The 14,569-nt window shown below is 60.1% G+C and carries 14 protein-coding genes and 1 tRNA gene; all 15 read right to left on the bottom strand.

Annotation, left to right across the window (positions count from 1 at the left end; translation table 11 throughout):
- Positions 1–67: 67 nt before the first annotated feature.
- Entirely contained in the window at positions 68–1,114 is a 1,047-nt protein-coding gene (locus CSV91_RS08765; RefSeq protein ID WP_099432572.1) for a zinc ribbon domain-containing protein, read from the bottom strand.
- Between the two features lie 118 nt (positions 1,115–1,232).
- Positions 1,233–1,898 carry an endonuclease III gene (gene nth / locus CSV91_RS08760; protein ID WP_099432571.1) on the bottom strand — a complete coding sequence of 222 codons (666 nt, stop codon included), beginning with the start codon at positions 1,896–1,898 and terminating at the stop codon, positions 1,233–1,235.
- Positions 1,899–1,961: 63 nt separating this feature from the next.
- On the bottom strand, positions 1,962–3,764 hold the full coding sequence (locus tag CSV91_RS08755) for an ABC transporter ATP-binding protein (protein WP_099432570.1): 1,803 nt from the start codon (positions 3,762–3,764) through the stop codon (positions 1,962–1,964).
- A 126-nt stretch (positions 3,765–3,890) separates the two neighbouring features.
- Positions 3,891–5,234: a DNA recombination protein RmuC gene (locus CSV91_RS08750; protein WP_099432569.1), complete on the bottom strand. Its 1,344-nt coding sequence runs from the start codon at positions 5,232–5,234 to the stop codon at positions 3,891–3,893.
- A 51-nt stretch (positions 5,235–5,285) separates the two neighbouring features.
- The gene (locus tag CSV91_RS08745; RefSeq protein ID WP_099432568.1) at positions 5,286–5,849 is read right to left on the bottom strand and encodes a transcriptional regulator; all 564 of its coding nucleotides are present in this window, start codon (positions 5,847–5,849) and stop codon (positions 5,286–5,288) included.
- A gap of 148 nt (positions 5,850–5,997) precedes the next feature.
- Positions 5,998–6,420, bottom strand: coding sequence for a hypothetical protein (locus tag CSV91_RS08740; protein ID WP_099432567.1), 423 nt, complete (start codon positions 6,418–6,420; stop codon positions 5,998–6,000).
- Positions 6,421–6,854: 434 nt separating this feature from the next.
- Entirely contained in the window at positions 6,855–7,487 is a 633-nt protein-coding gene (locus CSV91_RS08735; RefSeq protein ID WP_147579405.1) for a hypothetical protein, read from the bottom strand.
- A 281-nt stretch (positions 7,488–7,768) separates the two neighbouring features.
- Positions 7,769–8,308, bottom strand: coding sequence for a rubrerythrin (gene rbr, locus CSV91_RS08730; protein ID WP_055252097.1), 540 nt, complete (start codon positions 8,306–8,308; stop codon positions 7,769–7,771).
- A 114-nt stretch (positions 8,309–8,422) separates the two neighbouring features.
- Entirely contained in the window at positions 8,423–9,328 is a 906-nt protein-coding gene (locus CSV91_RS08725; protein ID WP_099432565.1) for an HhH-GPD family protein, read from the bottom strand.
- 21 nt (positions 9,329–9,349) lie between these two features.
- On the bottom strand, positions 9,350–9,835 hold the full coding sequence (locus CSV91_RS08720) for an RrF2 family transcriptional regulator (protein ID WP_099432564.1): 486 nt from the start codon (positions 9,833–9,835) through the stop codon (positions 9,350–9,352).
- 357 nt (positions 9,836–10,192) lie between these two features.
- Positions 10,193–10,270 (bottom strand) — tRNA-Asp (locus tag CSV91_RS08715).
- 412 nt (positions 10,271–10,682) lie between these two features.
- Entirely contained in the window at positions 10,683–11,150 is a 468-nt protein-coding gene (locus tag CSV91_RS08710) for a YfcE family phosphodiesterase (protein WP_099432563.1), read from the bottom strand.
- A gap of 91 nt (positions 11,151–11,241) precedes the next feature.
- Positions 11,242–11,958, bottom strand: coding sequence for a LytR/AlgR family response regulator transcription factor (locus CSV91_RS08705; protein ID WP_099432562.1), 717 nt, complete (start codon positions 11,956–11,958; stop codon positions 11,242–11,244).
- A 72-nt stretch (positions 11,959–12,030) separates the two neighbouring features.
- On the bottom strand, positions 12,031–13,374 hold the full coding sequence (locus tag CSV91_RS08700) for a histidine kinase (RefSeq protein WP_099432561.1): 1,344 nt from the start codon (positions 13,372–13,374) through the stop codon (positions 12,031–12,033).
- A complete protein-coding gene (locus CSV91_RS08695) occupies positions 13,371–14,558 on the bottom strand; it encodes a glycosyltransferase (protein WP_099432560.1) in 1,188 nt (395 codons plus the stop codon). Before CSV91_RS08695 ends, CSV91_RS08700 begins: the two co-directional genes overlap by 4 nt.
- Positions 14,559–14,569: the final 11 nt, after the last annotated feature.

Raw genomic sequence — 14,569 nt, 5'->3', positions numbered from 1 at the left:
AGCCCCGCAACAAAAACGCCAGACGGGCAAGCCGTCTGGCGCTATCAGAGTGAGCTATACGCCGAGTCTAGTCGTAGACGCCCATTTTAAGCAGTGTGAAGGTCGGAGCGCCGTCACCCTGCGCGACGCGGACCGTGCAAGTCTCAGTACGGCCCCTGGATGCGTCCGCTTGAATTGCGGCAATGAACTGGTCCTTTGGCAGGCCGTAAGCGCTCTCGGGGATGTCGGAAGGAAGTAACGCACCGCCAGCACTGTAGACCTCATAGGTGAGCTCGTAGATGTTGTCGCCAAGGTCAGTCGCGCCCGTAACGATGGCACACGATGGGTTGTAATTTCCCTGGCCGTATTCCTGCTTCAGATACAAGTACCCGTCATGCGCTTCGGCCGAATCAGGAATCGCCTGCCCCTCCGGCGTTCTGTCATAAGTCATATCGGCATCGGAAAGCGTCAGACCCGTCAAGCGGTTGAGTTCCCTATTGATCACATCAGTCGCCACACGCTGACTATTACCGTTGTCATAGTCGCCTTTCTCGATTCGATACGGCGCGTTGTCAATAAAATGGCACCAGATAAACTTAACCAGCTTGTATTTCTCGTCATCAGAAAGTCCGTCAGTCGAATCGAAGCCGCCCGCCTGATACCAGTCCCGATCGAAGTGCTCCTCCGTAAAGTTCGATAGGAACAGGTTCGCGGCGGCATAGGTTGCCTGGTCGTTGAGGTCAACTTTTACACTGCTGCCGGTCTGCTCGGGCTCTTCCGGCTCTTCTTGCTCTTCGGCAGGCTTCTCCTTGGCGCTTCCCTTGTCCTTGTGCTCGGCCGAACCCTCGTCGGACCCAAGTACCGTAATTTGCGATGAGTTGCCCTGCCCAAGCGGACCCAGCACGCCGGTCAGTGCCAGCGCGGCACCGCCCGCCGCCAGCACGCCCACCACGCACATGCCGATAATCACCGCTCGCTTATGCGACCTCTTCTGCACGGGAGGCATTCCTGCCGCCGGCATCGGCGCGGGCTCGGCGGGCGCGGCCGCCGGAAAAGCGGCGCCCATGCGTGCCCCGCAGTTCGTGCAAAAATCGGTTCCGTCGGGCATCTCGGAGCCACACTTGGCGCAAAACATACTCGGGCATCCCCTCACAACAAACGGTATCTGTCGCCATCATATTGAGCCTTCGCAGCCCAAATGTGTTGCGCAACATTGGCCAAAGCCTTCGGACGCCTGCAAAACGTGCCGGGCCCTACCCCGTCACGCGCACGCTGGGGCAAAGGTCTGCCAGCGGGCACTCGTCGCACTTGGGTTTGCGGGCGTCGCAGATCTCGCGGCCAAAGGTGATCCACTGGTGATTGACCGACTCCCAATACTCGTGCGGCAAGATCTTGAGCAGATCCTGCTCGGTCTTGAGCGGCTCTTTGGCATGCGTCTTGGGGCTCAGCATCAGGCGGTGCGCGATGCGGTTGACGTGCGTATCGACCGCAATGCCCTCCACGATGCCAAACCCAACGTTGAGCACGATGTTCGCCGTCTTGCGCCCCACGCCCGGCAGCTTTACAAGCTCCTTCATGTCGGCCGGCACCTCGCCGCCGTAATCGGCAACGATCATCTGCGCGGCCTCCACGGCATGCTTGGCCTTGCTCTTATAAAAGCCGAGCGACTTAATGGTGTCCGCCACGTCGGCCACGCTCGCCCCTGCCATGGCCTCGGGCGTGGGCCACTGGGCAAACAGCTGCGGCGTCACCTTGTTGACCTGTGCGTCGGTCGTCTGCGCCGAGAGCAGTACCGCAATGAGCAGCCTGAAGGGATTCTCGTGGTCCAAGAAGCACTCGACCGGGCCATAGCGACGGTTAAGGCGCTCGCACACCTCGATGGCGCGTTCGCGTTTGGCGGCATTGGTCTCGCGTGGCATAACGACTCCTCGGCTCGGCAGAAACATAACTTCACGGAAACGATTGTCCCACGTACGGGGGCCTTAAGCCTCCAAAAATGCGCCGGTCTGGCGGCTCCACAGGCTTGCGTATTCGCCGCCCGCCTCGACAAGCTGCGCATGCGTGCCGTCCTCGACAATCTCGCCGTCGGCCAACACCACGATGCGATCGAGCGCCGCCACGGTGGACAGGCGATGCGCCACCACAATGGAGGTGCGCCCGCGCATCAGGTTCTCGAGTGCTTCCTGCACCAGCGCCTCGGACTCACTGTCCAGGGCAGAGGTCGCCTCATCAAGCACCAGAATCGGCGCGTCGGTGAGGATGGCACGGGCGATGGCCACGCGCTGGCGCTGACCGCCCGAGAGCTTAACGCCGCGCTCGCCCACCATGGTGTCAAAGCCATGGGGCAAGCGGTCGATAAACTCAGTCGCGTTGGCCAGGCGCGCAGCCTCGCGAATCTGCTCGTCGGTAGCGTCGGGGCGACCGTAGGCGATATTCTCGCGAATGGAGCGGTGGAACAGCAGCGCCTCCTGCGGCACGTAGGCAACCTGGCGGCGCAGGCTCTGCTGCGTGCAACGCGAGACGTCCTGGCCGTCCACCAGCACGCAGCCGCCCTGCACGTCGTCCAGGCGCAGCAGCAGCTTGGTGAGCGTCGTCTTGCCCGAGCCCGATTTGCCCACCAGGCCCACGCGCTGGCCCGCCGCCACATGGAGCGTCAGGTCGTCGAACACGCTCTCGCCCACCGCGGCATCACGGTATGCAAAGCTCAGGTGCTCAAAATCAATTGCGCCCTCGCTCACCTTGAGCTCGGGGGCATTCTCGTCGTCTGCCACCAGACGCGGCTCGTCCAGCACGCGCGTCATCTCGGCGGCGTCGCCCAGCGCGCGGTTGATGCGCTGCATCATGGAGCTCACGTAGTTCAGACGCATAGTGAGGTTGTACGTATAGGTAAAGATCATGACGAGCGCACCGGCAGAGATGCCAAACCACGCGTTGCCGCCCGCGACGAACACACTCACCACGGCCATGGTGATGACGATAAGGCCCGAGGTCGTAAAGTTGCGCTGCATCATGGCGTGCATCGAAACCGTCTCGGCATCGCGCGCGGCGCGGTCGGCGGTATCGAACAGGTCGCGCTCAAAGTCCTCGCGCCCGCAGGTCTTGACGGCCAGGATGTTCGTGACCGCGTCGGAAAGCACGCCCGACAGCTTGTTCTGCGCGGCGGACGTCGAGGCCGAAAGCGGCATGATGCGCTTGTACATAAGCCAGACAAACGCAATGTAGACGACCATGATGCCCACCAGGATTGCGGTAAATGTGGGCACCACCGGGGCGAGCGCCGCCACCGTGCAGATGATCGAGGTAATGGTGGGGATAAGCGAATACACCGTCACGTCCACCAGCCCCGTGTAGCCGCTCATAAAACGGCTCGTTTGGCTCACAAGCGATCCGCCAAAGCGGCTGGTGTGGAACGTCATGGACTGGTTGGAGAGCGTGTCGAAGCACAGGCGCGCCAGGTGGTAGTTACCCGCGATCTCGAGCTTGTAGACGGTGTAGTCCTGCAGCTTGGAGAGGATCTGGCCTACCAGGTTAACGAGCACGAGCGCCAGAATGTAAGGACCAAAGACCTCAAACACCTGGTCGCCTGCCACGGAGCCGGCCTGGACACGGTCGACGATAAGCGCCATCACGTAGGTGTTGGCAAACGTAAGCAAAAAGATATAGCCCGCCGACGAGAACACCGAGAGAAAGACGATCAGCGGCTGCGTGCGCGTGACGTCCCAAAAACGCCGCAGCGTGCGGCGCACGGTAGAGCGCTTGAGCGGACTGGTGCTTCTCTGAGACATGGGCTTCCTTTCGCGTCTGATAGGGCGAAACGCCATTGTTGCACACTGAAGTGCACTTCAGGCAAGCGCGACGCGAAAAGCGGCGGGGTGCCCGCGTCCGCGCTGGCGCCCCGCCGTCCATTTCGGCTAGTCCTCGTCCTCCTGGCCTGCGGACGTGAGCCCCAAGATCACGTCGGCCTGGTCGGTATCCTCCAGCGCGTCGATGTCCTTGAGCTTGCGCTCCATAACGTTGGTGCGCGTGGTGATGATGCCCTCGACCGTTTTGCCCGCGGTCTCGATCTGCTGCTGGGCACGGCGCAGCGCCGCCTGATAGCGCGGCAGCTCGGCCTTGACGGCGGAGAGCACGCGCAGCACGTCGTCGGTGCGCTTTTGCAGCTTAAACGTCTGGTAGCTCATCTGCAGGCTGTTGAGGATGGCGGCCATGGTGCTGGGGCCGGCAACGTTGACGTGATAGTCGCGGCCCAGGGTCTCGATAAGCCCGGGGCGGCTGACGACCTCGGCGTACAGGCCCTCAAACGGCACGAACATAATGCCAAAGTTGGTCGTCGCGGGCACGCTCAGATACTTCTCGCAGATGTCCTTGGCCTCGCGCTTGACCATCGCATCAAGCGTCTTGCGCGCAGCGGCGACGGCCTCCGTGTCGCCCGACTCCTGGGCGTCGAGTAGATGCTCGTACGCGTCACCCGGGAATTTGGAGTCAATCGGCAGCAGCACGGGATCGCCCTCGTCTACCGGCAGCTTGACGGCAAACTCAACACGCTCCGAGGCGCCAGGTTTGGTGGCGACGTTTTCCAGATACTGGTCGGGCGTAAGGATGTCCGCCAGGATCGCGCCCAGCTGTACCTCGCCCAAAATGCCGCGCGCCTTGACGTTGCCCAGAACGCGCTTAAGGTCGCCCACGCCGGTAGCGATAGATTGCATGTCGCCCAGGCCCTTGTACACGGCCTCGAGCTGATCGCTCACTTGCCTAAACGATGCGGACAGACGGTCGTTGAGCGTACGGGAGAGCTTCTCGTCCACCGTCGCGCGCATCTGGTCGAGCTGCACGTTGTTGTCCTTGCGGATGGCGCCCAGCTGGGCATCAACCGTCTCGCGCACCTTGTCCAGGCGGTGCTCGATGCCCTCGCGGTTGGCGCCGAGCTGCTGAGCCGTCTCACGGCGCAGGTCATCCATACGGTCGCCAGCCTGCGAGAACTCACGCGCGATGGTCAGGTAGCGTTGCTGCTCCACAGCGGCGTCGGTCGTCTGCTGCTGCGCGATGGCGTTTGCCGTGCGGCGCGTTTCTGCCAGCGCCACATTAAGGGCGTCGAGTGCATTGTTGGCCTGCTCGAGCGCCGCGAGCGTCTCCGCATCGTTGCCGCCACGCTCTCGCAACTCGGCACGAAGGCCCTTAAGCTGCAGGGCGCAAACCACAGCAACTCCCACCGCCACCAAGGCAATCACAACAAGCGCAATATCAATAGCAGACATAGACTCCGCCCAACAAACCCAATCGATTATCAATCAAAACCGCGATCAATCTTACCCCGCCACACGCACCGGGCGCTCGGCCCCTTCTTGGGCGCTTCTCTCCTCCGCGTATTCCATAATGCGGCGCGCTGTCTTCCTGCTCACCTTCGAGTCATCACCGGCTAAGTATGCGTACACGTTTCCCTTATTCAGATTCAAATCGCGGCAGAGACCGTAGCGCGTTACGCCCGACTTCCCTAGCGCTCCCAATGTTCTTTTTCGCATCAGGGCGTTGATCCTTCTGTCCGCCACTGGCTTTTCCTTCACCGCTCTATACGCGCGCCAGACGTTGGCATAACGGTTAGGGAGCTCACTTTTGGCGCATAGAGACGCCATGCTACCCGCTTGATCGTACAAGGACAAAACGCCTCGGTAATCCTCTTCCATCCACGAGCCCTCAGATAAACCCAGAACGTATTCGGCTTTTCCTTGCGCTAAAGCGAGCAAAAACAGAGGCTCCGCCACGCGCGGCCCAACCGTTGTTGCCTGCTTTACAAGCTTCCTAAAACTCAGCGACTGCTGTCCGGACAGCTCTCGGCAATAGCCTTTCAAAAATCCCTCAAAAGTCAGATTCAACCGAGCACCTCCTTTTTGTATTGCCTGTATCTCCTATTATTATTCATCTTCAATAATACTATTCAGTCACACGATTTGACCCGCAAGATGCAAGGATTCCACTCGAGGCGATAATCCTAGCATCCAAGAAGCCCAATGGTGGCGAATGCTAACTCTCCCAGCCGGCGCGGATGGTTGTTATGACATCGCCTAGGCGCTGGCCGAGGGCTGACAGATGTTGGAGCACTTCGCTGGGCGAAGCACCGTTGAGGATGCAGGTGAGCGCATACGAGACCAAGAAAATCGCCGCAAGTCCTAACGGAATGAGCACAATCATCGCTAACGTGCGCAGGCGCTGGCCCACGCGACGATGACGCGTGCGGCGCTTGTCGAACGCAAGCTCCTGCGCATATGAATCTTGTTGTACGGAATAGTTCTCTGGCGCCAATCCGCCCGCAGGCGAAACCGCGGGCGTGGCATTTTGCGCAGGGGGCTGGGCTGCTACCCCTTGCATTTGCATCTCCATAAGCCGTTGCTGTTGGCGCAACATGCGTTCGGCTTGTTGCTGCGGAGTCTCAAGAAACAGATCCATGCTGGCCTCCAAAATCGGAGCATTCGACGCTTGCGCCCAGCATCCCGCACCACCAAGGCCACGGCAACGCAATCCGTAGCAATAGCTGCAAAGTTTCTTGCTGACAAAAGCTGTCGAAAACCTCAACAACTCCCCTACCAGCACTTTCTTTGAGCTTTTTTATCGGATGATCTTTTGCCCTTCCGCCAGCCCGCCAACTGACCAAAATCTAACCAAAAGCTTGACGGAAATTGTGAAGACAGGGACCCCAAACAAAACGTGCCGCCCCATAAGGGGCGGCACGCAAACTTCTTATCTGCTTTTCTGTAGCGAGCACACGACGACTCAACGCCGGAGCGCAGGGCGGGGAAACCTTTGCCTCGCGCGACCCTGCGAAGCCGTGAGCGAGAGGGAAAGGTTTCCCCGCCCTGCGCTCCGTGGTCGGTGAGGACAGACTACATGCCCGCGAGACCGCGGGCGGCGGTGGCGCACATAAACGCCAAGGCTAGAATCACGAGCGAGCCCGCGATATCGACCAGCACGCCCATTGCGCGGCGCTCAAACAGCCAGCTCTCGAAGTGCGGGGCAACGTTGCGCCAAACACGCCACAACAAGATGCCCATGCCGATGACACCGGGAATATTGAGCAGCAAAATCTCGGAGCACAAGAGGCCGATCAGGTTGCCGGCGGCAAAGCCCGCATCGCCCTCGCAGTACTTGCGATAAATCATGTACAGCATGTACGCCACAAACGGCTGCAGGCACGCAGAGATAAACGTGACCACCATCGAGGGGTCCTGAGAAAAGACGTCGGTGAGCTTATCCACGCTCGCGGCATCCTTAGAGGCCAAGAACAGACCGATGACCACCACAGGCACCACGCCCAAGATGACCTCGACCATCGTAAACAGCTTGGCAGTCAGGTCTTCGCTCGCCGTATTCAAATGAGGTGCCCACTCAGGATGAGCATGCGCGCCGACCTTCTTGTCCTTCTCGGCACGATCGGCCTTTTTGCCCTCAGGAACCCGACGACCAGGATCCTTGCGAGTCCCCGCCGCAGCCACCCGAGCCCGAGACTTCTTACCCATACAAAAACACCCCATCAGGTAGTAGATAAACTAAAAGTCGCTACCCAGTGTACCCCACCCATGAACGGCGCCGTCCCAACCAGCCCCCATACAAAAAACGTGCCGCCCCAATAGGGGCGGCACACAAACTTTTTTATCAGCTTTTCTGTAGCGAGCACGCAACGACCCGAAGCCGGAGCGCAGGGCGGGAAATACCTTTGCCTCGCGCGACCCTGCGGAGCCGTGAGCGAGAGGGAAAGGTATTTCCCCGCCCTGCGCTCCGCAGCAGCTAGCGCCACGCGCTAGTAGTTCACCACCTGCTCCTCAAAGTACGCCTTCGGGTGGTTACAAACCGGGCACACCTCGGGCGCCTCGGCACCCACATGCAGGTGCCCGCAGTTCAGGCACTTCCACACCTTTACGCCCTCGCGCTCGAACACCTCGCCCGACTCAATGCGCTCGACGAGCTTGTTGTAGCGCTCCTCGTGAGCCTTCTCGACGGCAGCAACACCGCGGAACTTCGCGGCGATCTCGGCAAAGCCCTCTTCCTCGGCGGTCTTGGCAAACTCGTCGTACATCGTGGTCCACTCGTAGTTCTCGCCCGCAGCGGCATCACGCAAGTTATCCAGGGTGTCGGGGACGGCGCCGTCGTGCAGATACTTAAACCACAGCTTGGCGTGCTCGGACTCGTTGCCTGCGGTCTCGGCAAAGATATTCGAGATCTGCACGTAGCCATCCTTCTTGGCCTTAGATGCGTAATAGCGATACTTGGTGTGCGCCTGGGACTCACCGGCAAAAGCGGTCTCGAGGTTCTTCTTGGTTTGGGAGTTCTCAAAATCCATAGGTGTACTTCCCTTCAACACGTACCGCCCGTAGGCTTCGGACGGCCTTGTCTTTAGGATGCCCTCATCTCGAGAATCTAAACCTTACAATCCTGTTCTTCAGATTCGGGTGGGCTACACGCTTAGCCAGCGGTCGCCCTCCACGCGGCAAAAGCCCTCACGCTCCAAGTCGGCCAAAATGCCTGCGACGAGATCGTGATCGACCGGCTCGCGGCCTGCCGCCGCCTCCATTTCGTTGACACCCGCCACGGCCTCGGCGAGCGTGATGCCCGCCGGCTGCCCATCGCGCGCAGCCAGCAGCATGCGCACAATATGGGCGCGCTTTTGACGGCGCGAGCCCTCAAACTTGGACTGACGGCTATAGCTCGCCGAGCGCCTGGACGGATTGGGCAGCGTCTTCTTAAGATACGCGCCATAATCCAGCAGCGCGTAATACCATGCGCGCGGTGTGTCGGCATCATCGAGCGGCACGGCAAAGGGAGCGATCTCATCCGCCGTCGCGCCGGGAGCCGCCGGACAGGCGGCCTGAATCAGCGGCACCAGCTCGCGATCGGGAACGGCCGGTACATCGGGAAAGAAATGATGCAGAAAGACCGTGCGCACGTTGGTCTCCAGATACACACCCGGTAGATCGAACGCAAACGACCGGATGCCCTGCGCCGTCGCCGGACCAATACCGGGCAGGGCGACCAGGTCGCGCGTCTCACGTGGAAACTCCCCGTCCCAGTCCTCTACAACGCGCTGAGCGGCCTTGTGGAGCGCCAGGGCGCGTCGGTTGTAGCCCATCCCCTGCCAAGCGTCCAAAACATCGGAAGGCGCGGCCTGGGCAAGCGCCTGCACGGTTGGAAAGCGGTCGAGCCACGCGGGCATACGCGTCTCCACACGCGGCACCTGCGTTTGCTGCAGCATAACCTCGGAAAGCCAAATAATGTACGGGTCGCGCGTGCGGCGCCACGGAAGGTCGCGATAACGCAGGACCCCTTCCGAACGAATCATCGAACGAAAGGGGTCCTGAATCATGGCTATGCTCCTTATGCGGCGCTATTCCTCCCGGCAAGCGCACGCACAGGTGGCGTACTCGGGAAACGCATCGCGGTCGGCGAATTTGGAATCGACGGCCGGGAACTGGCGGTGAGCGACGATATCGCCCAGCGAAACGGAATCGAGGTAGTCACGCATCAGCGCTTGAGCTCCGGCCCACAGGGGATGATAGCAGCACGTACCCATGCGCGCACAGTCGCCATCGGGCGCGGTGCAATCGTTCATGACCATGGGGCCCTGAACGGCCTCAACGACCTGGCGGATGGTGACATCGTCGGGGCTGACCTTAAGACGCATGCCGCCATGGACGCCACGCAGGCTCTCCACAATACCGGCCTGAACCAAACCATGCTGGATCGAACGGGCAAACGAATACGGGACATTGACCTCTTCGGCGGCAGTGCGAACAGAAAGCAGACGCTCCGGGTCCTCGGCAAGCATCGCGAGCATGCGAAGGGCGTAATCAGTCTTCCTCGATATGTCCATTTTTCCCCTTTCAAGGAATAGGAACAGCTCGAACGAGCTCCGGGGCCGAGCTTACGTCGAGACACCAATGACCGCAGGACATCCAAATAGTAAATCGGATATCCACTGAGTGCCGCGCTTGGAGCGAAATGCATCAGATGCGGCCTACAGTGCAATTTAGTATAACCTAACCCCCTGTCTCGTTGAACAGGTGTTGCGCAACAAAGCTGTTGTTCAGACAAATATACTTGTTAGATTTTACTTGCGTTCCCGAAGGCGCGGGGATTCTGGGCGAAGATGCACCAGGGCAATCGTTCTACCGAAACAAAGTGCATCAAACGCAAAAAGCCACGTCCGAAGACGTGGCTTTAATTGCGTTGGCGGGAAGTACGGGGCTCGAACCCGCGACCTCCGACGTGACAGGCCGGCGCTCTAACCAAACTGAGCTAACTCCCCAGGCAGTCGTTCGCGTTTGTTTCCGCTCGCGTGCGCTGCGGGGATTAGTATACACAGAAGTCCGTCCGCCGCGCAACAACTTTTTTGAAAATATTTTTGTGGGCCCTCCGGGAGGGTCTCCGGGGCCGGCTGGCGCGGGTTAAGCTTGCTGCTCTACAGTCCTGCGCAAGACGGAAAGCACATTAAGTGCTTTCCTTTGCGTGCGGAACTCGCGACAAACTTAACCCGCGCCAGCCGGCCCCGGAGACCCTCCCTGCCGTCACATTGTTCAACCAGTTTTGCGGGCGTGCGCCGCTGCGCGGCTAGCCCGCGTGCTCCGCGGCGGGGTTGGTCTGATGGATCTTGTTGAACTTCTGCCTTTGGCTCAAAGAAAAACGGGAGACGCGATCTGCATCCCCCGTTTTTGTTGCGGTTAGTCCAAGTCGATAAACTTGGTGCTGAGGATCTTGCCGTCCTTGACGAGCATTCTGGCCATGGTGGGGCCTCGGCTGCCTCTGGGGTAGCTGGCGCTACCGGGATTGAGGACCAGGCAGCGGCCCACTTGGGCTTCTTTGGTTACGTGGGTGTGACCGTTGATGGCTACGTCTACGGATCCCACGGGCAGGTCTTCACGGTAGTGAGCTACGGCGAATTTGAGGCCTTCGTAGGTGAAGATGGCCAGACGGTCTACATCCGGGCCGTAGTCGCGGTAGTAGTCGTTGTTGCCTAGGACCGCTCGCACGGGGGCGATGGTGCATAGATGCTCGTAATCCATCTCTGAGGTGAGGTCTCCGGCGTGGATGATCAGATCTGCGCCCTTGAGCTCGTCCAGAAGCGCGGGCGAAAGATAGCCGTGGGTGTCCGAGATGATGTCGATGCGCTTGGCGCCTGCACTGTTCATGAGATCCCTTCTGCAAAACCGATTCGACGTATATACAAAAAGCCCCACGGCTCCGCAGACAATTGGTCTACAGGGCTGCGGGGCCAGTGTGCTAGAGGCTCAGGGCCTTCTTGAGCGGCACAACGCGGCGGCGCGAAACCGGCACGCGTTCGTCGACGCCCGTAATGCCCAGTTGGATAGCGCCCGAGGGCACCGTCTCGACATCCGTGACGCACGCCAAGTTGACGATATAGCGGCGATGAACGCGAAAGAAGCCAAAGTCGCAAAGCTTGGCCTCGAACTGCGCCAGCGAAGTCGTCGATAGAAAACGATCATCGACGGTATAGATACAGGAGTAATCGTCCTTGGCCATGATGAAGCGAATGTCATCCACGGGAATGAGGACCTTACGGCCGCCCTTTTCCACCGGAATGCGCTCGATGGTGGCCTTGCTGTCCGTGACGGGCTTGGCGCGCTGCATGACCTTCTCGATCGCGCGATCCAGGCGTGCCTCCTCAACCGGCTTCATTAGGTAATCGACGGCATCTACGTCGAACGCCTCGACGGCATGATCGCTATACGCAGTCACAAACACAATCGCCGGCGGATTCTTAAGCTTATGCAGTGCCTCGGCAAGCTGCAGACCAGAAGCACCGGGCATCGAGATATCGAGAAATACGACATCGACGCGGCTTTCCATCAACATCTCAATGGCGGAGCGGACGCTCGACGCCTCAGTGATCGTGCCGATCTTGCCCGTCTGCTCGAGCAAGAAGCGAAGTTCCGAACGGGCCGGGGCCTCATCATCCACAATCATCGCACGCAGCATAGGGATTAAACCTTTCGTCAACAAACTAGGCTGGGCATCCGCCGCTTGGCGTTGAGCCCATAGCCTTTTATTTTACTCTTGAATGTCAAAGATGCTCTCTGACAAATCAAGGTGCAGGAGCACTTTGGTGCCCTTGCCCGGCGCCGATTCGACGCGCGTATAAGAGTGCGGTCCATAAAAGCGATGGATGCGCTCAGAAATATTGTGCATGGCCACGCCGGCGCCGCCGCCTTGCGGGGAACTGGCATCGGGGCGGGCGGAGCGCTCATCAAACAGCCTGGCGGCGGTGCCCTCGTCCATGCCCACGCCGTTGTCGGCCACGGCAATCAGGATTGCGTCGTCGCCGTCTTGATGAACGGTCACATCGATCCGCAGGGCATCGTCATCGCCCATACCATGCCGCACGGCGTTCTCGACGATGGGCTGGATTACAAAGGCCGGGACCAACGTGTCCTCAACATCCTCGGAGACATCGAAGGTCGCCAGTACGCGGTCCTCGCCAAAGCGCGCCTTCTCAAACGTCAGGTAGCGCTTGGTCTGGGCAACCTCGCGCGAGACCGGGATAAGCGACCCCGAGTTGTCGAGCGTGGCGCGATAGAACGAGGAGAACTCGCGCAGCAGCTCGCGGGCACGCAGCGGATCGGTGCGTGTAAACGACGCGATGGTGTTGAGCGTGTTGAACAGAAAGTGCGGATTGATCTGCGCTTGCAGGGCACGAACCTCGGCACGGGCCGTGAGCTCCTTTTGCACCTCGAGCTCGTGGATGGCGAGCTGCGTGGACAGGATCTCGGCAAAACCCGAGGCAAGCGCATACTGGGTGCGGTCTACGGCGCGCGGGGTCTTGTAGTAGAACTTGAGCGTGCCGACGGTGCGGTCGCCCACCTTGATGGGCGCGATGATACCGGCGGGAACATGGTTGTGCGAGCCATCCGAACCCACCACGTCCACCACGCGGTTGAACGACTGCACGATGCCGTGCTCAATGACGTAGCGCGTGGCAAGCGTGTGGATGGGCGAATCGGGCAGCAGCTTTTCCTCGAACTCGCCCGCGCAGGCCAACACGTTGCTCTCATCGGTGATGGCAACGGTCATGGCACGTGTCTCGGGCAGGATACGCCGGCACACCAAAAGCGCCGATTCCTGCGTCAGACCGCCCTTAATGTCCTCGAGCATGGCCGAGGCAACCGAGAGCGTCTCCTCGGTGTACTGGGAGCGTACCGAATCGGGATTGAGCGTCAAATAGATAAAGATGCACAGGAAGATGCACAGCAGCGCACAGGCGATCACCGTGGCAATCGGCTCAATGCCAGTCGCCAGGGCAAAGATAAAGTACGCCAACACGCAAACGGCACAGACAACGGCGATGATGCGAAAGATTGAAATTGAATTATCGCGCTGGGCGCGGCGGTCGATCATTCAGCCCCCTCCAGGATGCTAATCAGTTGTGCGTCGCGCCAAAGTTCGTCCATGATCTTGGGCCAGAAACTCTGAAAACGCAGGTAGCTTGCGGCGTTTTGGCGGGCATAGGTCTTGGCCTCGTCAATACCGTAACGCCAGATGCGCAGATACCCCTCGTGCTCGCGGGTAAACATGCTGCGAACCATGGCAGTCTTGCGCACGCGGTCGTCGAGCTCGCGCGAGATCCACGGACCCGGATAGGGCATGAGTGATGCGGCGGTAACCGGAATGAGCTCCTTTTGGTGTGCGGCGAACGTCAGCTTGGCCCGCTCGTAGTACCAACGGTACACGTCCTGCATAAAGCGCGGCGAGCGCTTCTCGGACTCGGGCGGCAGGTGACGCACGGTCCACTCGTTATCGAACCACACGTCATAGCCGAACATGCGCATGTTAAACAGGTAGTCCAGATCCTCGCCGCGGGTGATAAACGGGTCGAAGGCCACGCGCGTAAAGGCGCGGGCGTGCAGGGCCATCAGGCCGCCGCACACGTAATTGGAACGCGAGATGCGGGTGCCCGAGAGCGCCTTTTTCATCCAGCGATTGAACTCGATACGCTTGGTCCACCAGCGATGGCAAATGCCCGCTTTGTCCGTGGGAGCCAGCGGCGACCCGTCGCGATCGTAAAAGTATCCGCTCTTGACTAAAATCGGCAGGCCCTGACGCGTCTGTTGGCCCAGTGCATAGGTCGCACGCTTCATAAAGTCGGCATCGATGACGGTCTCGTCGTCATCCAAAAACACAACCGCGTCGTGCCCCAGCACCGCCGCGCAGGCAAGACCCATGTTGCGGATGGCGCCGTAGCCGCGCAGGCTCACGCACTCGCCCGAGCCTTTGGGCGCAATCTGCGCCACGCGGTCGGCAACACGCGAAGCCTGAGTATTGGTAACGACGGTGACCTTAAGTGTGGGATGCGCATTAACGATTTCGCGCACGCGATGGGATACGTCGGGCGTGACAGAAACCGGACAGACCACCAAGAGAATGATGCGCGGAATGTCTCGCACCTGTTCGAGCGAAGTCAGGCAGCGATCGAGCTCCGGGTTGGCGGCATTGAGCGGCGTCGAGTGATCGTAGGTGCCGGGAGCGTTTGCTTGGGTATCATCGCCCGCCCAATATGTTGGGATCACAACCGTGGCGTTCATACCTTTACCCT

This window comes from Collinsella aerofaciens (assembly GCF_002736145.1).
Taxonomy (GTDB): Bacteria; Actinomycetota; Coriobacteriia; order Coriobacteriales; family Coriobacteriaceae; genus Collinsella; species Collinsella aerofaciens_A.
This window is presented reverse-complemented; position numbering and strand designations above follow the sequence as displayed.